Origin of the sequence: Paucibacter sp. DJ2R-2, from assembly GCF_025717675.1 — a bacterium.
Classification (GTDB): domain Bacteria; phylum Pseudomonadota; class Gammaproteobacteria; order Burkholderiales; family Burkholderiaceae_C; genus Paucibacter_A.
The window spans coordinates 1025797-1051116 of the sequence record NZ_JAJIRT010000001.1; the positions used below are offsets into that span (position 1 = coordinate 1025797).

The 25320-nt window shown below is 64.4% G+C and carries 16 protein-coding genes; 6 read left to right on the forward strand and 10 right to left on the reverse strand.

What is annotated here, in order from left to right; translation table 11 throughout:
• Positions 1–30: 30 nt before the first annotated feature.
• The 6 genes from LNV28_RS04455 to LNV28_RS04480 form a co-directional block, all read right to left on the reverse strand.
• Positions 31–1185, reverse strand: a complete 1155-nt coding sequence (locus LNV28_RS04455; protein ID WP_263516300.1) for a sensor histidine kinase — start codon at positions 1183–1185, stop codon at positions 31–33.
• Positions 1182–2324 carry a sensor histidine kinase gene (locus LNV28_RS04460; protein ID WP_263516299.1) on the reverse strand — a complete coding sequence of 381 codons (1143 nt, stop codon included), beginning with the start codon at positions 2322–2324 and terminating at the stop codon, positions 1182–1184. Before LNV28_RS04460 ends, LNV28_RS04455 begins: the two co-directional genes overlap by 4 nt.
• Positions 2321–3445 carry a sensor histidine kinase gene (locus tag LNV28_RS04465; RefSeq protein ID WP_263516298.1) on the reverse strand — a complete coding sequence of 375 codons (1125 nt, stop codon included), beginning with the start codon at positions 3443–3445 and terminating at the stop codon, positions 2321–2323. Before LNV28_RS04465 ends, LNV28_RS04460 begins: the two co-directional genes overlap by 4 nt.
• A 95-nt stretch (positions 3446–3540) precedes the next feature.
• Positions 3541–4296 carry a class II glutamine amidotransferase gene (locus tag LNV28_RS04470; RefSeq protein WP_263516297.1) on the reverse strand — a complete coding sequence of 252 codons (756 nt, stop codon included), beginning with the start codon at positions 4294–4296 and terminating at the stop codon, positions 3541–3543.
• A 106-nt stretch (positions 4297–4402) separates the two neighbouring features.
• Positions 4403–5617, reverse strand: coding sequence for an NAD(P)/FAD-dependent oxidoreductase (locus LNV28_RS04475; RefSeq protein WP_263516296.1), 1215 nt, complete (start codon positions 5615–5617; stop codon positions 4403–4405).
• 229 nt (positions 5618–5846) lie between these two features.
• Complete coding sequence (locus LNV28_RS04480; protein ID WP_263516295.1) at positions 5847–8933, reverse strand: TonB-dependent receptor; 3087 nt, start codon at positions 8931–8933, stop codon at positions 5847–5849.
• A gap of 256 nt (positions 8934–9189) precedes the next feature.
• Between LNV28_RS04480 and LNV28_RS04485 the strand changes: the two genes are divergently transcribed.
• Both LNV28_RS04485 and LNV28_RS04490 read left to right on the forward strand, forming a co-directional pair.
• Positions 9190–10995, forward strand: a complete 1806-nt coding sequence (locus LNV28_RS04485) for a tetratricopeptide repeat protein (protein ID WP_263516294.1) — start codon at positions 9190–9192, stop codon at positions 10993–10995.
• Between the two features lie 305 nt (positions 10996–11300).
• Positions 11301–14195, forward strand: a complete 2895-nt coding sequence (locus LNV28_RS04490; RefSeq protein ID WP_263516293.1) for a TonB-dependent receptor domain-containing protein — start codon at positions 11301–11303, stop codon at positions 14193–14195.
• Between the two features lie 93 nt (positions 14196–14288).
• Here the strand turns inward: LNV28_RS04490 and LNV28_RS04495 are convergent, their stop codons facing one another.
• Entirely contained in the window at positions 14289–16490 is a 2202-nt protein-coding gene (locus LNV28_RS04495) for a malate synthase G (RefSeq protein ID WP_263516292.1), read from the reverse strand.
• A 208-nt stretch (positions 16491–16698) separates the two neighbouring features.
• Here LNV28_RS04495 and LNV28_RS04500 point away from each other — a divergent pair, with 208 nt between their 5' ends.
• A complete protein-coding gene (locus LNV28_RS04500; RefSeq protein ID WP_263516291.1) occupies positions 16699–17625 on the forward strand; it encodes a LysR family transcriptional regulator in 927 nt (308 codons plus the stop codon).
• A 4-nt stretch (positions 17626–17629) separates the two neighbouring features.
• On the opposite strand, the gene LNV28_RS04505 is transcribed toward LNV28_RS04500, so the two are convergent.
• From LNV28_RS04505 to LNV28_RS04515, 3 genes are all read right to left on the reverse strand, one after another.
• Positions 17630–19831, reverse strand: a complete 2202-nt coding sequence (locus LNV28_RS04505; RefSeq protein WP_263516290.1) for a putative bifunctional diguanylate cyclase/phosphodiesterase — start codon at positions 19829–19831, stop codon at positions 17630–17632.
• Positions 19832–20085: 254 nt separating this feature from the next.
• On the reverse strand, positions 20086–20493 hold the full coding sequence (locus LNV28_RS04510; RefSeq protein WP_263516289.1) for a hypothetical protein: 408 nt from the start codon (positions 20491–20493) through the stop codon (positions 20086–20088).
• Between the two features lie 91 nt (positions 20494–20584).
• Positions 20585–21946 (reverse strand): serine/threonine-protein kinase, encoded by a 1362-nt coding sequence (locus tag LNV28_RS04515; protein ID WP_263516288.1) that lies wholly within the window; start codon positions 21944–21946, stop codon positions 20585–20587.
• A 204-nt stretch (positions 21947–22150) separates the two neighbouring features.
• Between LNV28_RS04515 and argS the strand changes: the two genes are divergently transcribed.
• From argS to LNV28_RS04530, 3 genes are all read left to right on the forward strand, one after another.
• Positions 22151–23869 carry an arginine--tRNA ligase gene (gene argS / locus LNV28_RS04520; RefSeq protein WP_263516287.1) on the forward strand — a complete coding sequence of 573 codons (1719 nt, stop codon included), beginning with the start codon at positions 22151–22153 and terminating at the stop codon, positions 23867–23869.
• A complete protein-coding gene (locus LNV28_RS04525) occupies positions 23866–24576 on the forward strand; it encodes an SPOR domain-containing protein (protein ID WP_263516286.1) in 711 nt (236 codons plus the stop codon). The genes argS and LNV28_RS04525 overlap by 4 nt, the downstream gene beginning before the upstream one ends.
• Positions 24577–24638: 62 nt before the next feature.
• A complete protein-coding gene (locus LNV28_RS04530) occupies positions 24639–25316 on the forward strand; it encodes a thiol:disulfide interchange protein DsbA/DsbL (RefSeq protein ID WP_263516285.1) in 678 nt (225 codons plus the stop codon).
• Positions 25317–25320: the final 4 nt, after the last annotated feature.

Below are 25320 nucleotides of genomic sequence, written 5' to 3' on the forward strand. Positions count from 1 at the left end.
TCCTTGCTCGGCAATGTATCTTTGAGATTCTCAGGACTTGGCGGCCTGCACCCAGACCTGGGCGCGGCAGCCGCCCTCCAGACGGTGGCTCAGACTCAAACTGGCCGCAGGTCCGAAGGCCTGGAACAGGCGCAAGCGGGTGTTCTGCAAGCCCAGGCTGGCCTCAGCGTCGCGCAGCATGGCGAAGGGTTCCAGGGGCGGCAGCTGCAGCAGGGCCTCGCTCGGGCCGGAGCCATCATCGAGCACCTCGACGCAGAGGCTGCCATCGTCTTGCATGCGCGCCAGGAGCTGCACCTCGCCACCGCTGAGCTGGGGCTGCACGCCATGCTCCACGGCATTCTCCACCAGGGTCAGCAGCACGCCGGGCGGCAGCTGGGCGGCGGCCGCATCAGGCGCGATGTCGAGCACAAAGCGCAGACGCCCCCCCAGGCGGGCCTGCATCACCTCCAGGTAGCGGCGCACGGCCTCAGCCTCTTCGCCAACCGCCAGCAGGGGCCGATCAAACAAGGGCAAGGTGGCGCGCAAGTAGGACGTTAGCGATTGCAGCAAAGGCGCGGCGCGATCGTCCTTGACGGCCACCCAATGCTGCAGCGAAGCCAGGGAATTGAACAGAAAGTGCGGCTGGATCTGGGCGCTGCTGAGACGCTGGGCCAGCTCCAACTTTTGCTCGCGCAGGGCTTCGTCGTGCAGCCAGTCGGCCATGAACTCGTTGCGCCACATGGCCACGGCCCAGGTGGCCATCGAGTAGAAAAAACCGATGGCGCAGCCGCGGATCAGCAGCTCATGGTTCCAGGGGTCTTGCATCCACTGCTGAGGCTTGGAGGCCATCATGAAGCCGAACACCGCGCCAAGCGGGAAGGCGCTGAAGCCATAAGCCCGGTACAGGCGCTTCTGAGTCGGGTGACGCCAGAGATCGGCGCCAATCCACAACGTCAGCAAGCCCACCAGCAGCGCCGAGGCGAACACCAGGCGCGCGGTGGCCTGAGGCAGCTCCAGCGACGCGATCCAGGCGAGGGCCAACACATTGACCACGGCCGCCACTTTGATGGTGGGCGAGATACCGGGCAGACGGTCCAGGCGCTGCCATTGCTCGGGCGTGAAGCTGTGACGCGGGCCCATCAGAAAGACCAGGCGCCAATCCACTTCGCGGAAGAAGCCGCGCAGCTTCGCAAACGAGTTTTTCATGATGGCGCACCCGTTTCCAAGGACCAGGGCAGCAGCAACTCCGCCACGCAGCCGCCCTGCTCGCCGTTGTGCAAGCTCAGCCGGGCAGCCTCGCCGTAGGTCTGCGCCAAGCGCAGGCGGGAATTGCTCAGGCCAACTCCGCGGCCGGCGCCGGCGGGTGGCAGCGGCTCGGAGAGGCCCGGGCCGTCATCGATGACTTGCAGGCGCAAGACCTGGCCCTCTCCGGCCTCGGCATCGCCCTCGCGCCGCGCTTCGATGCGCAGCAGTGCCGCGCCCAGCTTGGGCACCACGCCATGCTCGATGGCGTTCTCGACCAGGGTCAGCAGCAGGGCTGGCGGCAGCTGGAAAGCGCGCAGCGCCTCGGGCACCTCGATCTCCACCTGCAGGCGTGCACCCAGCCGCGCCTGCATCACCGCCAGGTACTGGCGCACCGCCTCCAGCTCCTCGCCCAGGCTGAGCTGGCGGCGATTGAACAGCGGCAGGGTGGCGCGCAAATAAGCAGTTAGCGCATCCAGCAAAGGTGCGGCGCGGGCATCGCCCTGGTGCACCCAGTGCTGCAGCGAAGCCAGCGAGTTGAAAAGAAAGTGGGGCTGAATCTGGGCTTGCGCCAGCTGGGCCTGGGCGGCCAGCGCCAGCTCGCGCTCGGCCAGTTCGCGTTGGCGGGCGCTGATCTGGTGGCGGCGGTACATGGACAGAAAGCTGATGCCACCCAGCACCATCAAGCCCAGACCGAGAAACATCAGGCGCAGCCATTCGCTTTCGCCGCCCTCGGTGCCATGCTTGATCAGCAGCGCGAACAGCACCATGGCGATGGCGCAGCCCAGGGAGCTGCGGACGATGCGCTCGGAGCTGGGCCGCGCCCAGACCCAGCGCGCCAACCAGGCAAAGCCCGCGGCCGATGAGCCCAGCATCAGCAGCAACAGGCCGCGCGCGGACGCGCTCTGCACCGGCCAGATCGACATCAAGGTCAGCAAGGTTGAGGTGAAACCCAGAGGCCACCACAGGGCCAGTCCACCCAGGGGCTGCAGGCCCAGCCGACGCATGCTGGCCTCGTCGGGCAGGCGATCGCTGGCGCTGTCGCAAGGCATCAGGCGGCGCCGCGTGGCGCGCCAGAGCGAGGCCACGGCGGCCAGTCTCATGCCGACGCTCCCGCGGCAGGCCAAGGAATCTGCACCTGGGCCAAGGCGCCCGGCGCACGCGGCAGCAGGCGCAGGCTGGCTTGGTCGCCGTGCAGCTGGCGCAGGCGGTCGCGCGAGTTGCTCAGGCCAAGGCGTTCGACCGGCTCGGCACTGCTCAGGCCCATGCCGTCGTCTTCCACCTCCAGCACCACCTGCTGATCCTGGCGCCAGGCGCGCACGACCACGCGGCCGCCGCGCAGGGCTGGCTCGATGCCATGCCCGATGGCGTTCTCCGCCAGGGTCAGCAACAGGCCCGGCGGTACGGTCACGGCCTCCAGGCCCGGTTCGATTTCCAGCTCCCATCGCAGGCGCTCGCCCAGGCGGGCCTGCATCACCTCCAGATAGCTGCGCACGATTTGCAGCTCCTCGGCCAGGTTCAGGCTCTCGCGCTCGAACATGGGCAGGGTGGCGCGCAGGTACTGGGTGAAGGCGCGCAAGGTGCCACCGGCGCGCGGGTCTTGGGTGTCCACCCAGTGCTGGACCGAAGCCAAGGTGTTGAACAGGAAATGCGGCTGCATCTGCGCCGTGGCCAGGCGGCGGGCCAGCTTGAGGGCATGAGCTTGCTCGTCGAGCTCACGCAGGCGGGCCTCGATCTGCTGCACGCGGATGACAGTCAGGAACAGAAAGGAGGTGTAGACGACGAGAAAGACCGACAGCCCGAACACGGCGAAGAACTTCACGACGCGGCCATACTGGGCGGCCTGCTCGGCAAGTAGGGGCCGGCCAAGCAACGCCACCACCAGGGCCACGGAAAAGGCCATGCCGTAGCTGATCAGGTTCAGCCTGCGCCGGCTCGGGTGGCGCCAGAGGATGCGCGCCAGGCCCAGCACGCCCAGGGTCAAGGCCATGGCCGCGATGCAGATCAGCAAGACCCAATGGCGCGACATCTCCCGGTAATTGATGGCCAGCAGCACCAGCACATTGCTGAGCACGTAGTAGTCGATCGAAACCGGCCAAGGCTGTTGGCCGGCGCGCGCCAGCTCGTCTTCGCTGAAGACGCGGCGCGGGCCGGGCCAGACCCACTGGGTCCAGTCCAGCACCAGGTGGGTGGGATGATCCTTGGAAGACGGCAGGTGCGGCATGGCCGGCAGTCTAGGTCAGCGCGAAGGGCGCGGCCGGGCGCAGGCGGCGAATGGCAGCATGCTGCGGCGAATGGCGGGCCACGCCTCGCGCCAGCTCAGCCGAACAGCTCGCCACCCACAAAGACCTTGAGCTCCCCGGGCTGGAAGGCCACCCAGGGCTCGTCGCGCGTCAGCGGCTGGGTGGCCACCATGGCCACGCGGTCCTGCGCGGTGGTGTCTGGCGCGAAATCGACGCTGAGGTCTTCGTCCTGCAGGTGCACGCGGCCGAAGGGGTGGCGGCGCAGCAGGTAGTGCAGATGGGTGGAGCCATGGGCCCAGAGCGCCTGGCCATTGGACAGCAGCATATTGAAGGTGCCGTAGGCATTCAGCTGGGGCATCAGCTCGGCCAGGGTCAGGCTCAGCTCGGCGATGCTGGGCACGGTGCAATGCGCTTTGGCCAGCTCCTGCATCAGCCAGCAAAAGGCCAGCTCGCTGTCGGTCTGGCCCACCGGCCGGAAGGCGGCATGCAAGCGCGGCTGGAAATCCTTGAGGTTGCCATTGTGGGCAAACACCCAGTAACGACCCCAGAGCTCGCGCACAAAAGGATGGGTGTTCTCCAGCGAGACCTGACCCTGGGTGGCCTTGCGGATGTGGGCAATGACGTTGTCGCTGCGGATCGGGTAGCGCTGCACCAGCTCGGCCAGGGGCGAGACCCGGGCGCTGTGGTGGTCGACGAAATGCCGCAGGCCGCGGCCCTCGAAGAAGGCGATGCCGAAGCCGTCCTTGTGCTCATCGGCGCGATTGGCCAGACCGGTGAAGCTGAACATCACATCGGTGGGCGTGTTGGCATTCATGCCGAGGAGTTGACACATGGGGCGGGGGTGAATCGTGAATCGTGAATCGTGAGTCGTGAGTGGTGAGGTGCTCGAAGAATTGGCGTATTGCGATTCACCATTCACGATTCACCATTCACCAAACTCACTCCAAAAACAGCCGCCTGAAGCCCTTCAGGCTGATCAGATTGCCCGGATTGCTGGTTTCATTCAAGACCCCGCTCATGCGCTGCACCAAGCGCGGGCTGCGCCGAGCGCGCCAGATCAGCAGGTCGACCAACCAGGGGTGGGCGTTGACACGGTTGGCGCGCTCGTACAAGTCGAACTTGGGCTTGAGCGCGCGCAGGCTTTCCTCGTAGGCGGCGCGCACCTGGGCGTCCTGCCAGCTGCGGCTGCGGCCCAGCAGCAAGGCATCGGCCGCCAACATGCCGGTTTCCATGGCCTTGCCTATGCCTTCGCCGGTGAAGGAGTAGGTGCTCCCGGCGGCTTCGCCGGTGACCAGCAGGCCCGGGCGGCTCCAGCGCGCGCCGTTCAAGGTGCAGCGCAGCGGCGCACCTTTGAGCTCGCCGACCAGCTGGCCTTCTCGCATCAGCTCGGCCGCGGGTGGGTAGTTGGCGACGAAGGCATCAAAGATGGCGCGCAGATTGAGCTCCTTCTTCTCGCCTTTGCCTCCGACCGCTTTATGGCTGTCGGTCACACCGACGCCGATATTGAAGCAACCATCGGGGGCCGGAAAGATCCAGCCGTAGCCCGGACGCACCGATTCATGCCAGACCACGTCCATGGCCTTGATGCGACCCACCATCGAGGGCGCACGCACATAACCTCGCAGGGCCACGCCACTGGGCGTGTGGCGCTCGCACAGGCCCGCGGCCGTCAGCGCCTTGGGCACGGCACCGGTGGCCAGAATCACCCAATCGGCGTGAACCTCGTGCTGCTGATCACCGATCTTGAGCCGCGCACCGCAGACCCGGCCTTGCGCATCCTCCAGCGGCGCTTCAAAACGAGCGGGGGCCAGGAAACGCGCACCGGCATCCTGCGCCGCCTGGCACAGCATCTCGTCCAGTTCCCGGCGCGGCAGCACCGCCAGCGTGCCCGGCACCTCGATGCGCCCGCCCCGCGGGCCGACGCAGGCCACATGCTGGACCGACTGCGCGCGCGCCATCACCTGCTCCAACACGCCCAGGCGGGCCAGGGCGGCATGGCTGTCCGGGATCAGGCCATCACCGCAGATCTTGTCCCTGCCCTGAGGCTGCTGGTCGACCAGCAGCACATCCAGCCCGGCTTGAGCCAACACGCGTGCACATGCGCTGCCGGCCGGGCCGGCGCCGATGATGAGGACGGAGCAGTTGGTCGGCAAGCATTTCTCACTGGCAAGAAGTTGATCGGTGGTACCGGAACTGTCTTGGCAATCTGCGTGGGGATGGGTCATCGCAATGTCTTCAAAGAAGGACCGGCATTCTATGCAGGGCAGCAAGAAGGAACAGTCTGCCCACCACCATGAAAAAGGCCCGCCACCTTTCGATCGCGGGCCTTGCTTTCGATCCTGAACAGAGCCCTGGAGGGCCCTGCCTACACTCTGAATCGAATCAGAACTTCTTGTTGTAAACGGCGCTGAACTGCACACGGCGCGGAGCCGTCGTGCTGATTGTGCGGCCATAGTCAGGGCTGACCACGGACTTGTCGGCGCCGTTGTAAACCTCGATCACGTTCTGTGTGACCTGTTGGTTGGTCACATTGAACACGTCCACAGAAAGCTCCAGACCCTTCATCACTTCAGGCTTGTGCGTCACGCGGAGGTCCAAGCGCTGGGTCCAAGGCAGGCGACCCACAGTACCACGGGGAGACGGTTGGCCCGCGCAATAGTGGTGCGCAGAGCCGTACCCGACCGGATTGGTCTCAGCGGCGCCATACAAGCCCAAGCAATTGACGGGGCGACCCGACTGAATCGAGGCGGAGCCGCCGATGTCCCACTGCGAGTTCAATTGCACATAGCCATTGGCGCGGAGCATGTGACGACGGTCACCGGGCAAGAAGCCATTGGCGTATTCCATCAACTCATAGTGGTCCCATGCCTGCGTCGCGGCAATGTCGGTCTGCGCCACGTCAGACAAAGTTTGTCCTTCCGTGTTGCCCTTATTCTTGGCCCAGGTGTAGGTCACCTTGCCATACCAGCCATTGCGGAACGGGTGCTCCAAGGTGAAGTCCAAGGCGGTGTAGGTTCGCTTGGCCTTTTCCAGATTGAAATCAGCGCCAGTCAAGGTAACTTCGGTATAAGTCTTGCCTGCATTCGGCCCTGCATTCTTGAAATCGATCAAGAACTTATTGGTCAGACCTGGGTTGAAGCTGGCACAGCCGAAACCATCCCACTCAGAGGTGTCAACCTTGTTGTCCGCAGCCCATTTGTCAAATGGAGCGGCGTCGCAGGTGTCATCGATCGTGCTCTTCAAAACGCGATGTGTGAACTTCACGCCTGCACGGTAGTCCTGGAACAGCGCCTTTTCAAAGCCCAATGTCAGCTCATCCTGGAATGAGGGCTTCATGTCAATGGCAGCCACAACTTTGGCATCTTTAGCCTGACCATACTCATTGTTGGCCGAGTAGGGCTTGGCGATGTTGACGCGGCCGGTCGGCTGTCCATTCGCATCGACGCCGGTGTAGATGAACATTTCACGCGTGAATGTGGAGCGGCTTGCGCCGCGCACAGCAATCGCGGTAGGAATCTGAATCGAATACCGGCCGGCGCTACCATAAACCTTGGTGGTGGAATCACCTTGGGGATCCCAGACAGCCGCAAAACGCGGGTTGTACTGGTTCTTCATTTCAAGGAAAACTTCCTTGTCACCATTCATGTTCTGGTAGGTTTCACGGCGCAGACCTGCTGTCAAAGCAAGGCCCTTGAACGGCTGGTACTTGTCTTCGATGTACTGTGCCGTTTGATCCGAATAGGCGCTGGTCGTGGTGGTGAAAATGGTTTCACGACCGTAAAAACCTTGAGCTGCCAAAGGACCGTTCGCTGGATTGGCCAACCAGATCTTGTCACTCGAGCCACCCAAAGGCCTGAAATTGGGATTGGCCGCATTGGCTGCGCTGGTCTTCAGGTAGGTGATAGTCGAACCAGCAGCCAAGATAGAACCAGCATTGGCCGACGCCAACTTGTTGTTGTCCAAGCCCGCGCGAATCGTGTGCTTACCAAGGCGGTACTCAAGATCGAGTCGGAAACTGGTGACAGTATCCTTGGATCCCGGAGCCAGCAGATTGGCGCCGGTAATCGGGTTCTTGACGGGAATAGCGATACCGGGAGGCGTTGCAGTAGCCGTGCTGGGGCTGAAATTCACGCCCTTGATGGCCGGGTCATAGCCCAGGAAATCATTCAAATGCTCAGTCTTGCTCTTGCCGTAGAGCGCGGTGACCGTCAAGTCTTCAGTCAATTCACCCGAGTAGCGCAGAATTCCGACATCGGCACCAACTGCCGTCTGATTGGGCACATTAGTATAAAACTCCGCCGAGTTTTTCACCGAACCAACATTGCCGGTTGCATAGTCGTAACTGTAGTACGAACGTTCGATTTCCGGCTTATCGCGAATCAAAGTCAAATCGACTCGATGTTGATCAGTGATATTGAAATCGAGCTTACCCAAGGCACGCAGCGTCGAGCTACGGTCTTTGCGCCAACCAGCCGAAGCCATCGTCGACGCAGCTTGGCCGGTGATTTGGTTGACTTGGTCCGATTTCACTTCACGCTTTTCAACAGCAGTGAAGAGGAAAAGCTTGTCTTTGATGATTGGACCACCCACGTAAGCGCCGTAGGTGTACTCAGTGCGGTCTGTATCCGAGCGACGCAGGCGCAGAGTATTGTCGGTGGTCGGATTTTTACCGGTATTTGCGTAGTAGAGATCAACCGGCTTGTTACGGAAACTGTTCGGAGTAATCAGATACTGAGCACCCGCTTCCCATTCGTTTGTGCCCGATTTTGTAATGACGTTCAAAACGCCGCCCACCGAGCGCCCATATTCAGCACCAAAACCGCCGTTCAGAACCTGAGCTTCAGCAATTGCGCCGAAAGGCAGTTCTGCCGAACCCAACTGGTTCAACGGGTTTGTGACAGGGAAGCCGTTGATGTAATAAGCATTTTCCGAGGGACCACCACCGGCAATGCTGATACCACCCGAGTAACGGGAGTCGGCTTCAGTAGTGCCAGGAGCCAACAAAATGATCGCATTCAGGTTGCGCGCCACCGGCAAGGCAGCCAGTTGCTGCGCACTGAAGGTCGAACCCACATCAGCCGAGGATGTGTCGATCACCTTGCGGGAACCGGTCACCGTCACGGTCTCCATGCGGGTACCAAACTCAAGAGCGGTACCTTGACCAATACGAACTTCCACACTGGAAAGAACGCTCACCACCTTACCGTCTTGCAAGAGACTTGCCTTGTAGACGCCAGGAGGCAAATTGCCGGCCACGATACGACCATCGGCGCCTGGAGCAATCGTGCGCTTGAAGCCGGTGGCTGTGTTCTCCAGCAGCACAGACGCGCCTTGGGTCTGGGCCAGAACTCCATAGACCTGGCCGGTCGCGTTGGACTGGGCCTGAACCAGGCCCGTGCCCAAGGCCATGCTGGCGGCGATGGCAATGAGGCTGAGGCGCCCCACTGAACGGATTTGAGATTTCGACATGGTGATCCCTCTTTCAATCAATGGCTCGGAACGATTAAGGCACTCGACTTTTGATCCAGTGCTGAAAGTCACGCTCTAAAGGGCGTAGGGGCGAATTTTGAGCGTATCGAGAGTGCGCTCGCATTCGTGACTACCCCCGCTGCGCTGGAGCAACAAGAAAGGGTAAGCACCAAGCAAACTGACAATTAGTTTCAAAAATTTCCGTCGTTGGGCAGTCTGTTCAAAGACGAATCCACATTCACTACACTGCCCGCCCATGAAACCCCAGGATCCGGCTCGCTTGCTGCATCAGTCCGTCCAGGCCCATCAACAAGGGCGCCTGGATATCGCCGAGGCCGGCTATCGCCAGGTCTTGCAGCAGTTGGCGAACCAGCCCGATGCTTGGCGCCTGCTGGGCCAGTTGCAGCTGGCACAAGCCCGCTGGGCCGAGGCAGCCACCAGCTTGAGCCAGTCCATCCGGGCACGCCCGCAACAGGCCGAGGCCTGGCATGCGCTCGGCGAAGCCCAAGAGGAGCTGCAGCAACTGGCCGAAGCCGAGGCCAGCTACCGACGAGCCGGCGAGTTACGCCCAGGCTGGCCCGAAGCCCATTACAACCAAGCCCGATTGCTGCGCATGCTCGAGCAAACCGAGCCGGCACGCCTGGCCCTGAAGCGAAGCCTCGACCTGAACCCCAGCGCCGTGGCAGCCTGGCAGCTGCGCGCCCTGCTGGAGCAGGACGCGGGGGAACTGTTGACGGCACTGAAGAGCCTGGATCAGGCCTTGCACCTGGCGCCCGAGCGGGCCGCTTTGCACCACAACCGCGCCGTGCTGCTGCAGCGCTTGCATCGCCATGCCGAGGCCTTGGCGGCTCACGAACGAGCGCTCGGCCTCGGCCTGCAGGTCGCCGACGCGCATTACAACCATGGCAACACCTTGCAGAGCCTGGGCCGCAACGCCGCGGCAGCCGCCGCCTATCGGCAGGCGCTGAAGCTGGACGGCCAGCATGGCCTGGCGCTCTATGACCTGGCGCGCTTGCGCTACAGCCAGGGTGAGCCGGACTTTCTGGACGAGCTCGATGCGGCCGAAACCGCGGCGCCGCAGTCAGCGCTGGCGCCAGGGCTGAAAGCTCAGCTCCTGCTCAAGGCCGAACGCCCGAGTGAAGCCGCCGATGCCTACGCACGGGCCTGCCGCTTGGCGCCGCAGAGCTGCGCCTACTTTGACGGCCTCGGTCAGGCGCTCAGCCGCCTGGGCCGGCATGAAGAAGCCCTGCAGGCGCAACAGCATGCCCTGCAACTGAACCCGAGCGATGCCAACACGCGCAGCAATCTGGCGCGCAGCTTGCTGGCGGCAGGCCGCGCTGCGGAGGCTGCAGCCACGGCAGAACAAGCGCTGAGGCATAGGCCCGATGACCAATTGGCGGTCGCCCTGCTCGGCCTGGCCTGGCGCCTCCTGGGCGACCCACGCGAGGCCTGGCTCAATGACTATGGAAGCCTGGTCCAGGTTTTTGATCTGCCGGCGCCGCCGGGCTGGGCCGGGATGACGGAATTCAACCAAGCCCTCGCCACCGAACTGAACGCCTTGCACACCGACCGCGAAGCGCCGGTCGACCAAACTTTGCGCCATGGCACGCAGACGCACGACAACTTGCTCGACCAGGCCTGGCCACGGGTGGCCGAACTCAAGCCCGTGCTGAGCGCAGCCATCCAGCGCTACATCGCCGGCCTGCCCAAGGACAGTTCCCACCCGTTCTTGCAAGAGCGCCGCGCCGGCTGGCGCTTCACCGATTCCTGGTCCTCACGCCTGCGCAGCAGCGGCTTTCACACCAACCATGTGCATGGCCATGGCTGGATCAGCGCCTGCTACTACGTTGCCCTGCCCGAGGCGACCGTGGATGCCGAGGCACAAGCGGGCTGGATCAAATTCGGCCAGCCCGATCTGGACCTGGGCCTGGCCCCACAACGGCTGGAGCAGCCCCGAGTGGGCCGGTTGGTGCTCTTCCCCTCGTGTTTCTGGCATGGCACCACGCCCTTTGTCGACGAGCAGCCGCGGCTGACTATCGCCTTCGACATCAAGCCCGACTGAAGGCAATGACCGCACGCAGCCACCTTGTCAACTGCAAGGTCTTGCGGTTTTTGTCTCAAAACGACAACGTTTGACAGTGCGCTAACCCCCTGACTGCAGGGGCGTTTCATAGGGGAACGGCACCGCCCAGGGGGTGTGCATCGTCATCCCCCCCCACTATTAGGGACAACCCCAGAAAGCGCCGGGGGTGCCCATCGTCACACTGCGCCTGCGGAATCTTCGCCCCCAGTCAGGCGGCTGCAAGCATCCGATGTTTATCCGCCTCACCGAGCTTTCAATCAAAACGCCCTCACGAAGGAGTTTTCATGTTCAAACGTAGTGCTATCAGCGCCGCCGCGCTGGTGACGATTGGCGCCATCACCGCCGCCCCCGCCTTTGCCCAAGAAGTCGTCCAGGAAAAGCTGGAACGCGTGGAAGTCACGGGTTCGCGCCTGAAGACCATCGGCAACACGTCCAGCAGCCCCATCACCTCGGTGGGCAAGGAAGACATCAACACCACCCAGCCGGTGGCCGTTGAAGAACTGGTGCGCGGCCTGCCTTCGTCCTACCCGGCCATCGGCCCGGCCATGAACAACGGCTCCACCGGCATTGCCTCGATCGACCTGCGTGGTCTGGGTTCGAACCGCACCCTGGTGCTGTTCAACGGCAAGCGCTTCGTGCCCGCCAATCTGGGCGGTGTGGTTGACACCAACAACGTGCCGGTCTCGCTGCTGGAGCGCGTCGACCTGGTGACCGGCGGCGCCTCCGCCGTGTACGGTGCTGACGCCGTGTCCGGCGTGGTCAACTTCGTGACCAAGCGCAACTTCACTGGCATTGAAGCCACCACCCTGTACAGCATTTCCGAACAAGGTGATGCCGGTCGTCGCAAGAACGACATCACCATGGGTGCCAACCTGGCCGATGGCCGCGGCAATGTGGCCCTGCACATCGGCACCACCAAGACCGACCCCCTGCGCCTGGCCGACCGCGACTACTCGCAAATCGTGATCAGCTCGGCCACCGGCAACCCCGGCGGCTTCTCGGGCACGGCTGCACCGGCTCAGTTCTCCGGCATGCCGGCACCGATCGCCGGCGGCCGCGTCATCGACGCGACCACCGGTCTGCTGCGCGCAGTCGGCGGCACCGAAGATGCTTACAACACCAACCCGCCGAACTACTTCGAAACCCCGCTGACCCGCACGCAAGCGACGGCGCTGGGCCACTTCCGCATCAATGACAACGCGGAAGCCTATGCCGAGCTGTTCCACACGCGCAGCAATGTGACGCTGAACCTGGCGCCCTCGGGCACCTTCGGCGCCGCCTTCAATGTGCCTATCGGCAACCCCTTCATCACCGACAAGGTGCGCACCCAGCTGTGCGCGGCCTACGCCATCGCCGCAGCCGACTGCGTGGCCGGCGGCACGAAGGAAGTGCGCATGAATATCGCCCGCCGCTTCGTCGAAGCCGGCCCGCGTATTTACAGCTACGACAACACCACAACCCAGTACACCGTCGGCCTGCGTGGCGACATCCCGATGCTGGACAGCTGGAGCTACGACACCTACTACCAGTCGGGCCGTTCGGACCAGACCCAGCGTACCGGCAATGGCTTCTCGGCCACCAAGACCCAGCAAGCCCTGCGCGCCACCAACGCCAACGGCTGCACGGTCACCACCGGCGGCTGCGTGCCCTTGAACGTGTTCGGCGCCGCCGGCAGCATCACGCCGGCCATGCTGGCCTTCATCTCGACGCCGACCTTCCAAACCACCCGTGTGGAGCAGCAGGTCACCTCGCTGGCCGCCAACGGTGAAGTGGCTTTCGCCAAGAGCCCTTGGGCGCGCGCACCGCTGGGCCTGGCGCTCGGTATGGAAAAGCGCACTGTGTTCGGCGCCAATGCCTCTGACGCCGTGGTGCAGACCCAGGGCGAACTGCTGGGCAGCGGCGCTCCGACCCCGGACCGCAGCGGCAAGCTGAACTTCACCGAAACCTATATGGAAGCGAACCTGCCCCTGCTGCAGAACCTGCCGCTGGTGCAATCGCTGAACCTGGGTGCCGGCTACCGCGAAACCAAGCTGTCCACCTCGACCGGCGAAAGCCAGAGCTATGGCAGCTGGAAGGGTGGCCTGGACTGGACCCCGATGAAGGGCCTGCGTTTCCGTGGCGAGCGCCAGCGCGCCACACGCGCACCCAACATCAATGAGCTCTACGCTCCGGTGACCACGGGCCTGGCCACGCTGGCCAAGGATCCCTGCCAAGGCAAGGAAATCAACGCAGCCGACGCAGGCAAGGCCGGCACCCTGACCAATGTGTGCCAGCTGACCGGCGTGCCAGTGGCCCAGATCGGCAATGTGGCCGCACCGTCGTCCAGCCAGATCAACAACACCGGCGGCGGCAACCCCAGCCTGGGCCCGGAAAAGGCCAACACCACCACCCTGGGCGTGGTCTGGGAGCCGGCGTTCATCGACAACCTGTCCCTGAACCTGGACTACTGGCGCATCAAGATCAGCGAAGGCGTTTCCAGCGCCACCGCCGGTCAAGTGATCAATGGCTGCTACGACATCAAGCTGAACCCCGGTCTGACCAACAACGTCTTCTGCCAGGCCATCCAGCGCGACCCGCTGAACGGCGGTCTGAATGGCACGGGCAGCAAGGGCGTGGTCACACAGTCCTCCAATCTGGGTGCTTATGACTTCTCTGGCGTGGACATCGGCGGCTCTTACCGCCTGAACCTGAAGAGCCTGGGTGCACCCAAGATGGGCCGCATCGACTTCACGCTGCAGCTGAGCCTGCTGAACAAGGCCGACTTCAAGTCCCTGCCTTCGGTGGCGACCCTGGAGCAAGCCGGCTACTACGGCACGGACGTGGGTACGCCTTACGCCAAGACCCGTTTCAGCCAGCGCGCCACCTGGACCTTCGGCGACTACTCGCTGGGCTACAACTGGCGCTATATCGGCGAGTCGGAGATCCAGCAGGACAAGGTCGCGGCCAACAAGGCTGAGTACACCAAGCTCAAGGCTGTCAGCTACATCGACCTGAATGGCTCATGGCAAGCGATGAAGAACGTCAAGCTTTCGCTGACGGTCAACAATCTCTTCGACAAGCAGCCCCCGTTCACCGCCACCGGTGTGGGCCCTGGTGCCTCCAACTATGGCAACACCTTCCCGGGTGTGTACGACGTGATCGGTCGTCGCTTCACCTTCAGCGCGCAAGCTACTTTCTGATCCGGCGGGTCCGCCCCAGCGGGGCGGCGAACCATGCAAAAGGCGGGCCCTCGGGCCCGCCTTTTTTGTGGGTGCAACAGTTCTGCAGGGGACTCAGACTTGGCCGGCCTTGACGCGCAAACGCCAGGCATGCAACAGCGGCTCGGTGTAGCCGCTCGGTTGCTCCAAGCCCTTGAACACCAGATCCAGGGCCGCACGGTAGGCGGCCGAACTCTCGAAGTGGCCGGCCATGGGCTGGTAGGCCGGGTCGCCCGCGTTCTGGCCGTCCACCACCGCCGCCATGCGCTGGAAGGTTTCGTGCACCTGGGCGGCATGGGTCACGCCGTGATGCAGCCAGTTGGCAATGTGCTGGCTGGAGATGCGCAAGGTGGCGCGGTCTTCCATCAGGCCGATGTTGTGGATGTCGGGCACCTTGGAGCAGCCCACGCCCTGGTCAACCCAGCGCACCACATAACCCAGAATGCCCTGGGCGTTGTTGTCCAGCTCCTGCTGCACCTCGGCAGCGCTCCAGTTCGCCTGCGCGACCACCGGGATCTGCAAGAGTCGGTCGAGGATGGCGCCGCGTTCGGCGTCGGCATCGATGGCCTCCAACTCCTTCTGCACTGCCTGCACATTCACCTGGTGGTAATGCAGGGCATGCAGGGTGGCGGCCGTCGGCGAAGGCACCCAGGCGGTGTTGGCGCCGGCCTTGGGGTGGGCGATCTTCTGTTCAAGCATGGCGGCCATCAGGTCCGGCATGGCCCACATGCCCTTGCCGATCTGGGCCCGGCCGCGCAAGCCGCAGCTCAGGCCGGTCAACACATTGCTGCGCTCATAGGCCTGGATCCAGGCGCTGGTCTTCATATCACCCTTGCGGAACATGGGGCCGGCTTGCATGGCGGTGTGCATCTCGTCGCCGGTGCGGTCGAGGAAGCCGGTGTTGATGAAAGCCACGCGGCTGCCGGCCGCAGCAATGCAGGCCTTGAGGTTGACGCTGGTGCGGCGCTCCTCGTCCATGATGCCCAGCTTGACCGTGCTGTCCGGCAAGCCCAGCATCTGCTCGACGCGGGCGAACAGCTCAGCCGCAAAAGCGACCTCGGCGGGGCCGTGCATCTTGGGCTTGACGATGTAGATGGAGCCGGCGCGCGAATTGCGGATGGCCCGGCCGGCCTCGCTCTGCAGATCATGCAGGGCGATGGTGGTCGTGATGACGGCATCCATGATGCCTTCGGGGATCTCCTGGCCCTCGCCATACAGAATGGCCGGGTTGCTCATCAAGTGGCCGACATTGCGCACGAACATCAACGAACGGCCATGCAGGCTCAAGCTGCCACCGTCTGGCGCCGTGTAGACCCGGTCCGGGTTGAGGCGGCGGGTGATGGTCTTGCCGTTCTTGCTCAGCTCCTCGCTCAGCGTGCCTTGCAAGATGCCCAGCCAGTTGCCATAGGCCAGCACCTTGTCTTCTGCGTCGACCACGGCCACCGAATCTTCCAGGTCGAGGATGGTGGACAGGGCCGCTTCCAGCACCAGATCGCTGATGCCGGCCGCGTCGCTGGCGCCGATGGCGGTTCTGCGGTCGATCTGGAGGTCCAGATGCAGGCCGTTGTGACGCAGCAGCACCGAACGCGGCGCCGCTGCATCGCCCTGATAGCCAACGAACTGCGCGGGGTCGACCAGGCCGGTGCTGGAACCGTCGATCAAGCCGACGAGCAGGCGGCCACCGTCCACTTGGTAGCTCTTGGCCTGGGTGTGCGAAGCACCGGCCAAGGGCGCGGCCTGGTCCAGCACCTGGCGTGCATAGGCAATCACCTGGGCGCCGCGCACCGGGTTGTAGGCGCCGGCACGCTCGGCGCCGCCGCTTTCGGAAATCGCATCGGAGCCGTAGAGGGCGTCATACAGCGAGCCCCAGCGCGCATTGGCGGCATTGAGGGCATAACGTGCATTGAGGATGGGCACGACCAGCTGAGGGCCGGCCTGCAGCGCCAGCTCCGCATCGACATGAGCGGTACTCACCTGCACTGCACCGGGCGGCGGGACCAGGTAGCCGATCTGTTCCAGGAACGCCCGGTAGGCCGGCATGTCCTGGATCGGCCCCGGATGGGCGCGGTGCCAGTCATCAAGCGCCACTTGCAGGCGCTCACGTTCGGCCAGCAAGGCCAGGTTTTTGGGTGCCAGATCCCGGACGATGGCGTCAAAGCCGGCCCAGAAGCGTTCGCTGCTGATGCCGGTACCGGGCAGCACCCGGTCTTCGACAAAACGGAACAGCTCGGTGGCGACCTGGAGGCCGTGGATGGAGTTGCGAGAGCTGGCTTTCATGAGAAACCCTTCCGGATGCAAGTTGGGGAGATGGGGGAATTTCGATACGGTACGCAGGCAAGGGGCCATACCTGCAGCAATTGCTTGCCAATTTAGAGCAAAACCAAGACCTGATTCCCTACCTCGCTCAGATGGAATACCTGCAGAATTTGCACGAATAGACTGGCTCCGTTTGTTTTTAACGGCACCAAATAGCAGAATCGAGTCCATGGACCGCCTCAAGCAAATTGAATCCTTCGTTTCCGTGGCCAGCAAAGGCAGCTTGACCGCGGCGGCGCAGCTGGAAGGTGTGGCGCCGGCGGTGATGGGGCGGCGCATCGACGCGCTCGAGGCCAGGCTGGGCGTGAAACTGCTGCTGCGCACCACCCGGCGTATCAGCTTGACCCATGAAGGCAGTGCCTTTTTGGAAGACTGCCAGCGTCTGCTGACCGAGTTCAACAGCGCGGAAGCCAGCGTCAGCGCCGGCGGCGTCAAGGCCAGCGGCCATTTGCGCATCACCGCGCCGGCCGGCTTCGGCCGCCGCCACGTGGCGCCCTTGCTGCCCGAGTTCCTGGCCGGCCACCCCGACGTCAGCGTTTCACTCAATCTGAGCGACCGGGTGGTGGACATCGGCGCCGAAGGCTTCGACTGCGCGGTGCGCGTCGGCGACCTGCCCGATTCCAGCCTGATCAGCGTGCGCCTGGCCGACAACCGCCGCCTGTGCGTGGCCACGCCGGCCTACCTCAAGCGCGCCGGCATTCCCCAGCACCCTTCCGAACTCGCCCGGCATGCCTGCCTGACCCTGAGCTCGGACGCCAGCCAGACGCGCGGCTGGGCCTTTGTCATCGACGGCGCCGTCCAGCATCTGCGCCCCAATGGCCGGCTCGACTGCAGCGACGGCCAGGTCTTGCACGACTGGTGCCTGGCCGGCCTGGGCTTGGCCTGGCGCAGCACCTGGGAGGTCGAGGGCGATATCGCGGCCGGGCGCCTGCTCAGCGTGCTCGACACTTTTGCCGCGCCGCCCAACGGCATTTACGCCCTGTTCCCACAGGCCAAGCACCTGCCCTTGCGTGTGCGCCTGTGGGTGGACTTCCTGAAGCTGCGCTATGCCGACCCAGGCTTCTGGCGCGCGGCCGGCCCAGGGGCGGCGGGCTGAAACCTCATCCGGCTGGCTGCGCGGCCGCCAGCCAGCTGGCATCGGGGCGCCAGTCAGCCATCCAGACCGGCAAGGCAGCGGCCGGCATGGGCCTGGCAATGCCATAGCCCTGGGCCAGATGACAGCCGAGCTGAACCAGCACGGCGCCATGCGCCACGGTCTCCACACCCTCGGCGATCACCTCGCAACCGAAAGCGCGGGCCATGCCAATCACACCCTGCAGGATCGAGATGTCGACCGGGTTGTCCAACATATCGCGCACAAAACTCTGGTCGATCTTGAGCTGGGCCACCGGCAGGCGCTTGAGGTAGGTCAGCGAGGAATAGCCGGTACCAAAGTCGTCGAGGGCGAAACGCACGCCCAGGGCCTTGCATTCGGCGATCAGGCGGGTGACGTGGGTGATGTCTTCGATGGCGCTGGTTTCCAGCACCTCCAGCTCCAGCAGGCCTGGCGCTACCTCGGCGTGGCGAGTCAACAAGCGCTGCAGCCGCTCGACAAAATCGGCCTGCTGCAACTGCCGGGCACCGATATTGACGCTGACCGGCAAGGCCAGCCCCTCGCTTTGCCAGGCGGCGACCTGCCGCAAAGCCTGGTCGATCACCCATTCACCGAGCTCGATCGCCAGCGCATGGTCCTCGATCACTGGCAGGAACACCGCCGGTGGCAGCAGGCCGCGCTCTGGGTGCTGCCAGCGGATCAAGGCTTCGGCGCCCACCACATGGCCGGCCACCATGTCCACCTTGGGCTGGAAGTACAGAACGAATTCGCCGGCCGCGAGCGCCTGCGCGATGCGCTGCACGCTTTCGTGGTGGCCGCGCACGCTGCGGTCATGCTGGGCATCGAAGAGATGCATGCGGTTCTTGCCGGCCAGCTTGGCCTGGTACATGGCCTGGTCGGCTTGGCGCAGCAGTTGGTCGGCGTCCATCTCTTCATCCTGAGGGAAGAAGGTCACGCCCAGGCTGGCTGATACCTGCAAGGTCTGCCCGGCAACGCTCAGCGGCAGCGCACTGGCCTCCAGTAACTGCTGCAGCAAGGGCTGGGCCTCGGCCACCGTGGCCAAATCGCCCAGCACGGCCACGAACTCATCACCCCCGAGGCGCGCCAAGGTGTCGCCTTCGCGCAGGGTCAGTTTCATGGCTTCGGCCACGGCGATCAGCATCTGGTCGCCGACCTCGTGCCCATGGCTGTCATTCACCGCCTTGAAACCATCGAGATCGAGAAACACCACCGCCAGCAAACGCCCCTGAAGCTGAGCCTGCGCCATGGCTTGCTGCAGACGCTCGGCCAGCAAGAGGCGGTTGGGCAGCTGGGTCAAGGGGTCATAGTGGGTCAGGCGCTGCAGCTTGACTTCCTGCTCCTGCAGATGGGTGATGTCGGAGAACAGACCCACATAGTTCTGGATGGCGCCGCCCGAGCCTCGCACCGCGCTGATGGTCTGCGTCACCGCATACATACTGCCCGACTTGTGGCGGTTCCACATCTCCAACTGCACGGAGCCATCGCGCTGCAGCTGCGACCACATATGGGCAAAGAAGTCCGGGCCATGGCGCCCGCTGCTCAGGAGGCGAGGATTGCGGCCCAGCACCTCGGCGGCTTCGTAGCCGGAGATGCGGGTGAAGGCCTGGTTGACGGCCACGATCTCGCCCTGGGCCGAGGTGACCAAGATGCCTTCGCCGGCATGGTCGAACATGCTGGCGGCCAGCACGCGGTCGGCTTCGGCCCGCTTGCGCTGGTCAATGTCCATCAAAGCCAGGCGCAGCTGCGGCTGGCCGCGAGCGTCGAGCATGGCCACGGCCTGCAGCTGAACCCAGCGCATGGAGCCATGCTCCAGGCGCAGACGCAGCTCACAGGCAGGCTCGGCCTCGGACCGCCCCAATTGGAGTCGGTAGCGGTGATAGGTGTCCTGGTCGCCGTCGCAGATGAACTGCTCCAGCTTCTGCCCGCACAAGCTGGCACTGCTGCGCCCAAGCAAGTGGCCCAGACCCATATTGGCTTCAAAGATCGAGCCATGCTCGTCCGTGCTGCACAAACCCATGGGCGCCAGGTCATAGAGATCGAAGTAACGGGCCCGCGCCTCGCTCAAGTCCTGCTGGGTGCGGAGCAACTCCTCGTTCTGCAGCTCCAGCTCGATCTGGTGAACCTGCAACTCATGCAAGACGGCCTCGGCGCCTTGCAGCTGCAGGGCTCGGGCAGGTGAGTCAAGCACTGGAAGCGCCCCTGCCGCAGCATGCACAGCGGCCTCGGCACGTTGCCGCAAGGCCATTGAACCCGGTTCCGTGCCCGACGCGGGCACAAGCCTTGCCGCTTGTCCGTTCATGAAGCAGACCCTGCCGGGCGATCACTGCGATGTCGCAGCATAGAGCCTAAGGCCGCTTTCAGAGCGGACGCGGCAAAAAACTGACGCCCCAGGCGGCCGAAAGCTGGCGGCCCAGCCCGCGGCCCGGCCGCCACTGAGTCGTCTTACTTGCCGGCCGCGTCCGCCACGCACTTCTTGGTGAAGCTGTTCTTGGCCGCACCGGCCAGCTTCTTCTCGGCCGCCTTGGCGGCACAGGCCGCTTGTGCATCGCTGGGCGCTGCCGCTTCAGCCGCGCCACTGTCGGCATTGCACTTCTTCAGGAAACTGTTCTTGGCGGCACCGGCCAGCTTTTTCTCAGCGGCAGCGGCATCACAGGACGCATTGCCCGCGGCAGACGCTGCAGCTGCCGGCATGTCGGCATTGCACTTCTTCAGGAAGCTGGTTTTGGCCGCGCCGGCCAACTTCTTCTCGCTGGCCTGGGCATCGCAGGAGGGCATCGTCATCGCCGCTTGGGCCAGGCCAGCAAAGGTCATCAGGCCCAGGGCCAGGAGGTGAATCAGCTTCGTCTTCATGTGAGGGAATCCTTCAAGGGCTAAGGGGAAATGGCGAGCGCCGCCGCCGCGCTTGATTCCAGCACGACCATGCGACAGGCTCAAGACGGGTTTACATGATGCGGCGCGGATGCGCCATGGACTCATGCGCGGCATGGAGGCGCCGCACCAGCACCTGGATGAAGGCGCGGTCGAAGCGATGCTGGCATTCCGGGCTCAACAAACCCAGGGACTCCGGCGTGAAGGAGATGGTGATGCAGACCTCGCTGACCCGCACATCGGCGCTGTGGCGCCGAAGATCGGGGTTAGGCGCCAGATAGGCCATCTCGCCGACCGAGGTGCCCTGGCCGAGGCTGGCGACCTTGTTGCCGTCGCGGTACACATCGACCGCACCCTGGGCCAGGATGTGGAAGGTGTTGCCCTCCTGGCCGCGCTTGTAGAGCGCATGGTCGAGCGGAAAGCGCCGCCAGCGCGCGCGGTGCACCACTTCCCAGAGTTCCACATCGCCGAAATCGGCGAAGAACTCGAGTTCGCGCAGCATATTGAAGCGCTCGGAATCCTTGACCTCGTAGAGCCGCGCCAGCGGCACCAGCTGCTTGGACACCAGCTCGGACAAGGCCTTGCCGAAGGCTTCCCAGTCGGCATAACGCTCCTGGGGGTGCTTGGCCAGGGCCTTCAGGATGACAGCCTCCAGCTCCGGCGTCACGCCGCCACGCAAGCCCTGCAAGGGCGGCGGCGCCTGGTGGTAAATCTGGTGCATCAACGCCATCTGGCTGGGCGCATCAAAGGGCGCACGGCCGGCCACCAGGTGGTAGAGCACGGCACCGAGGGCGTAGATGTCGGCACGGCAATCGACATCGCCGCCCTCGATCTGCTCGGGCGGCATATAGGCCAGGGAGCCGACCCGGTGCACCTGGGTCGAGTCGGAGCGCAAATTCAGGGCGCTGCCGAAATCGCTGACCTTCACATCGGTGACCTGGCCTTGGGCATCGAGCACGGCCAGCAGATTGGCCGGTTTGACATCGCGGTGGATCAGCCCCTGGCGGAACACATAGGACAGCGCCATGGCGCATTTGAAGCCCAGCTCGACGATTTGATCCAGGGGCAGCAGGCGGTCGCTGCGGCAGAAATGCTTGAGCGTGACGCCAGGCACGTACTCCATGACCAGATAGGGCGAGTCTTCCTCAGGCACGGCGTCAAGGATCTGCACCACATTCGGGTGCTGCAGCCGCCCGGCCAGCGCCGCCTCAGCGGCATAGAAGCGCAGGCCGAAGTCGCTGCCATGGCCAGCGCGGCTGACCGCGGCCCAGGCGCGCATGCGTTTGATGGCCACCTCGTTGCGATGGAACTCGTCCACCGCGAGAAAGACATCGCTGGTGGCACCCTCGCCGAGCCGACGCAGCACCTTGTACTTGCCGATATGGGCAGGCAGATCGGCAGCGCTCTCGAAGGCGAGGTCTGAATCCAAAGACATGCCGAACATCATAAGTTGCCCCAGCCCGCCCCAATTGCAAGCAAATGCACGCACCCAAGCCCCAAGCCCGACGATTCACGATTCACGATTCACGATTCACGATTCACGATTCACCCGTTCACCCGTTCACCCGTTCACCCGTTCACCCGTTCACCTGTTCACCCCCACACCCCTTGCCCCGCCCCCGCCCGTAGAATTCCCCCCATGATCCAAGCCAAGCAAGAATTGCTCGCCGCCCTGGCCGAAGCCATTCAAGAACTCAGCCCCGGCACCGACCTGGTTGCCGCCTTCGAATCCCCCAAGCAAGCCGCCCATGGCGATTTCGCTTGCACGGCCGCCATGCAGCTGGCGCGACCGCTGAAAAAGAACCCGCGCGAGCTCGCCCAGGCCTTGATCGAGGCCTTGCAGCGCCGCCCGGCCTTCGCTCGCTGGGTCACCGGCCTGGAAATTGCCGGCCCCGGCTTCATCAACATCCGCCTGAGTGCCGCGGCCAAGCAGGCCGTGGTCAGCGAAGTGCTGTCGGCCACCGCAGCCTTCGGCCAGCAGCCGGCCACGGCACAACATGTGATGGTCGAGTTCGTCTCGGCCAACCCGACCGGCCCGCTCCATGTCGGCCATGCCCGCCAGGCCGCGCTCGGCGACGCCTTGTGCAGCCTGTTCAAGACCCAGGGCGCGCAAGTCACGCGCGAGTTCTATTACAACGACGCCGGCGTGCAGATCGCCACCCTCGCGAACTCGACCCAATGCCGCCTGAAAGGGCTCAAGCCCGGTGACGCCGGCTGGCCGGAAAGCGCCTACAACGGCGACTACATCCAGGACATCGCCGACGCCTTCCTGGCCAAGCAGACCGTGGTGGCCGATGACCGCCAGTTCACGGCCTCGGGCGATATCGAAGACCTGGACAGCATCCGCCAGTTCGCCGTCGCCTACCTGCGCCACGAACAAGACCTGGACCTGCAGGCCTTCGGCCTGAAGTTCGACAGCTACTTCCTGGAATCCAGCCTCTACAGCAGCGGCCGGGTCGAGGACACCGTGGCCAAGCTGATCGCCAAGGGCAAGACCTTCGAAGAGGGCGGCGCGCTCTGGCTGCGCACGACCGACTACGGCGACGACAAAGACCGCGTGATGCGCAAGAGCGAAGGGGGCTACACCTACTTCGTGCCCGATGTGGCCTATCACATCGACAAGTTCCAGCGCGGCTACAGCAAGTGCATCAATGTCCAGGGCAGCGACCACCACGGCACCATTGCCCGCGTGCGCGGTGGCCTGCAGGCGGCCGATGTCGGCATCCCGCAGGGCTTCCCCGATTACATCCTGCACAAGATGGTCACCGTGATGAAGGGCGGCGAGGAGGTCAAGATCTCCAAGCGCGCCGGCTCCTACGTGACCCTGCGTGACCTGATCGACTGGACCAGCCGCGACGCCGTGCGCTTCTTCCTGATTGGCCGCAAGGCCGACACGGAATTCATCTTCGACGTCGACCTGGCCCTGAAGCAAAACGACGAGAACCCGGTGTTCTACGTCCAGTATGCGCACGCCCGCATTTGCTCGGTGATCCGCAACTGGGTGGCCCGCGGCGGTGACGAGACGGCCCTGGCCAGCGCCGACCTGAGCCTGCTGAGCGCCCCGACCGAAGCCGCCCTGATGCTCAAGCTGGCCGAGTACCCGGCCATGCTGTCTGGCGCCGCAGCCGGCCTGGCCCCGCATGACGTGGCCTTCTACCTGCGCGACTTGGCGGCCAGCTATCACAGCTACTATGCGGCTGAGCGCGTGTTGGACCAGGCGCCCGAGCTGAGTGCGGCGCGGGTGGCCTTGCTGGCCGCCACGCGCCAGGTGTTGCGCAATGCCCTGGCCGTTCTGGGCGTCAGCGCACCCGAGGTGATGTCCCGCGAAGCAATTCCTGAAGCGACGGAGAAGGCATGAGCACGGCTCAATCTGGCAGCAGCAACAAAAACAAAAGCAAACAACAACGGGGTGGCTTTGTCCTCGGCTTGATCGTCGGCTTGCTGCTGGGTCTGGCCGTGGCGCTGGGCGTGGCGCTCTACATCGCCAAGGTGCCCATCCCCTTCATCGACAAGGTGCCGCAGCGCACGGCCGAGCAGGACGCGGCCGAAGCCCAGCGCAACAAGAACTGGGACCCCAACGCTCCCCTGGCCGGCAAGGCCGGCGTGAAGGCCAGCGGTGTGGTCAGCGGCGCGCCGGCACCGGCCGCACCTGCGCAGGTCGCCGCACCGGCAAGCACGGCGCCGGCGGTGGCCCCTCCAGCGCCAAGCGCCTCGGCAGCCGCTCCCAAGGCTGCGGACAAGGCCCCCGAGAAAGCCGCTGACAAAGCGGCCGACAAGAAGGCCGAAGCCAAGGCTGCCGCCGCCAGTGCTGCTGCGGCCGCCGCCGACCCCAATCTCTACTTCGTGCAGGCCGGCGCCTATGTGAAGAACGAGGACGCCGAGCAGCAGCGCGCTCGTCTGGCCTTGCTGGGCTTCAGCGCCAAGGTCATGGAGAAAGAACAATCGGGCCGCACGGTCTTCCGTGTGCGCATCGGCCCCATCGACAGCCGCGATGAAGCCGAAGGCCTGCAGCGCAAGATCGAAGCGGCCGGCATCGAAGCCAATCTGGTCGGCGTTAAACGCTGAGTTTTCGCCCCAATACTCGGGGCTGCGGCCCCTTTTTGTCCACCGAGATGAACGAGAAGAAGATGATGAAACGTCGCGAGTTTTCTGCCCTGTTGTCGACTCCTCTGGCTTTGGGCGGCCTGAGCCTGGCCCCGCAGCTGGCCTTGGCACAAACCGACCCCTTTGCCGGCAAGTTCCAGACCCTGGCCCAGGCCCTGCCCGTGGCCGTGCCGGGCAAGATCGAGGTGGTGGAGTTCTTCTGGTACGGCTGCCCGCATTGCTTTGCTTTCGAGCCGGTGCTGGCGCCCTGGATCAAGCAGCTGCCGGCCGATGTCGCCTTTCGCCGCGTCCATGTCGGCTTCAACGCCATGATCAAGCTGCACCAGCGCCTGTTCTACGCCCTGGAAGCCCTGGGCAAGGCCGCCGAGCTGCAGGACAAGATTTTCAATGCCTTCCACGTTGAGCGCCTCGAGCTCAACGACGAGAAAAGCCTCACCGAGCTGGTGGTGCGCATGGGCGTGGACGGTGCCAAGTTCAAGGATGCTTTCAACGCTTTCGGCGTGGTCACCAAGGCCGGCCAGGGAGCCAAGCTGTCCGAGGCTTACCGCATCGACGGCGTGCCGGCGCTGGGCATTGGCGGCCGCTACCTGACCTCGCCTTCGATCGCCGGCGTCCGTGGCGAAGCCGAAGTGGCCAACGGGCGCCGAGCCCTGGCCGTGGCCGATCACTTGATCCAGCTGGCCCGCGCCGCCAAGGCCTGAGGGC

Excerpts from the sequence above, each read along its gene's own strand:
- LNV28_RS04490 (WP_263516293.1), top strand. The coding sequence starts at position 11,301 with ATGTTCAAACGTAGTGCTATCAGCGCCGCCGCGCTGGTGACGATTGGC.
- LNV28_RS04465 (WP_263516298.1), bottom strand. The coding sequence starts at position 3,445 with ATGCCGCACCTGCCGTCTTCCAAGGATCATCCCACCCACCTGGTGCTG.
- LNV28_RS04485 (WP_263516294.1), top strand. The coding sequence starts at position 9,190 with ATGAAACCCCAGGATCCGGCTCGCTTGCTGCATCAGTCCGTCCAGGCC.
- LNV28_RS04500 (WP_263516291.1), top strand. The coding sequence starts at position 16,699 with ATGGACCGCCTCAAGCAAATTGAATCCTTCGTTTCCGTGGCCAGCAAA.
- argS (WP_263516287.1), top strand. The coding sequence starts at position 22,151 with ATGATCCAAGCCAAGCAAGAATTGCTCGCCGCCCTGGCCGAAGCCATT.
- LNV28_RS04525 (WP_263516286.1), top strand. The coding sequence starts at position 23,866 with ATGAGCACGGCTCAATCTGGCAGCAGCAACAAAAACAAAAGCAAACAA.
- LNV28_RS04470 (WP_263516297.1), bottom strand. The coding sequence starts at position 4,296 with ATGTGTCAACTCCTCGGCATGAATGCCAACACGCCCACCGATGTGATG.
- LNV28_RS04530 (WP_263516285.1), top strand. The coding sequence starts at position 24,639 with ATGATGAAACGTCGCGAGTTTTCTGCCCTGTTGTCGACTCCTCTGGCT.
- LNV28_RS04455 (WP_263516300.1), bottom strand. The coding sequence starts at position 1,185 with ATGAAAAACTCGTTTGCGAAGCTGCGCGGCTTCTTCCGCGAAGTGGAT.
- LNV28_RS04510 (WP_263516289.1), bottom strand. The coding sequence starts at position 20,493 with ATGAAGACGAAGCTGATTCACCTCCTGGCCCTGGGCCTGATGACCTTT.
- LNV28_RS04480 (WP_263516295.1), bottom strand. The coding sequence starts at position 8,933 with ATGTCGAAATCTCAAATCCGTTCAGTGGGGCGCCTCAGCCTCATTGCC.
- LNV28_RS04460 (WP_263516299.1), bottom strand. The coding sequence starts at position 2,324 with ATGAGACTGGCCGCCGTGGCCTCGCTCTGGCGCGCCACGCGGCGCCGC.
- LNV28_RS04495 (WP_263516292.1), bottom strand. The coding sequence starts at position 16,490 with ATGAAAGCCAGCTCTCGCAACTCCATCCACGGCCTCCAGGTCGCCACC.
- LNV28_RS04515 (WP_263516288.1), bottom strand. The coding sequence starts at position 21,946 with ATGTCTTTGGATTCAGACCTCGCCTTCGAGAGCGCTGCCGATCTGCCT.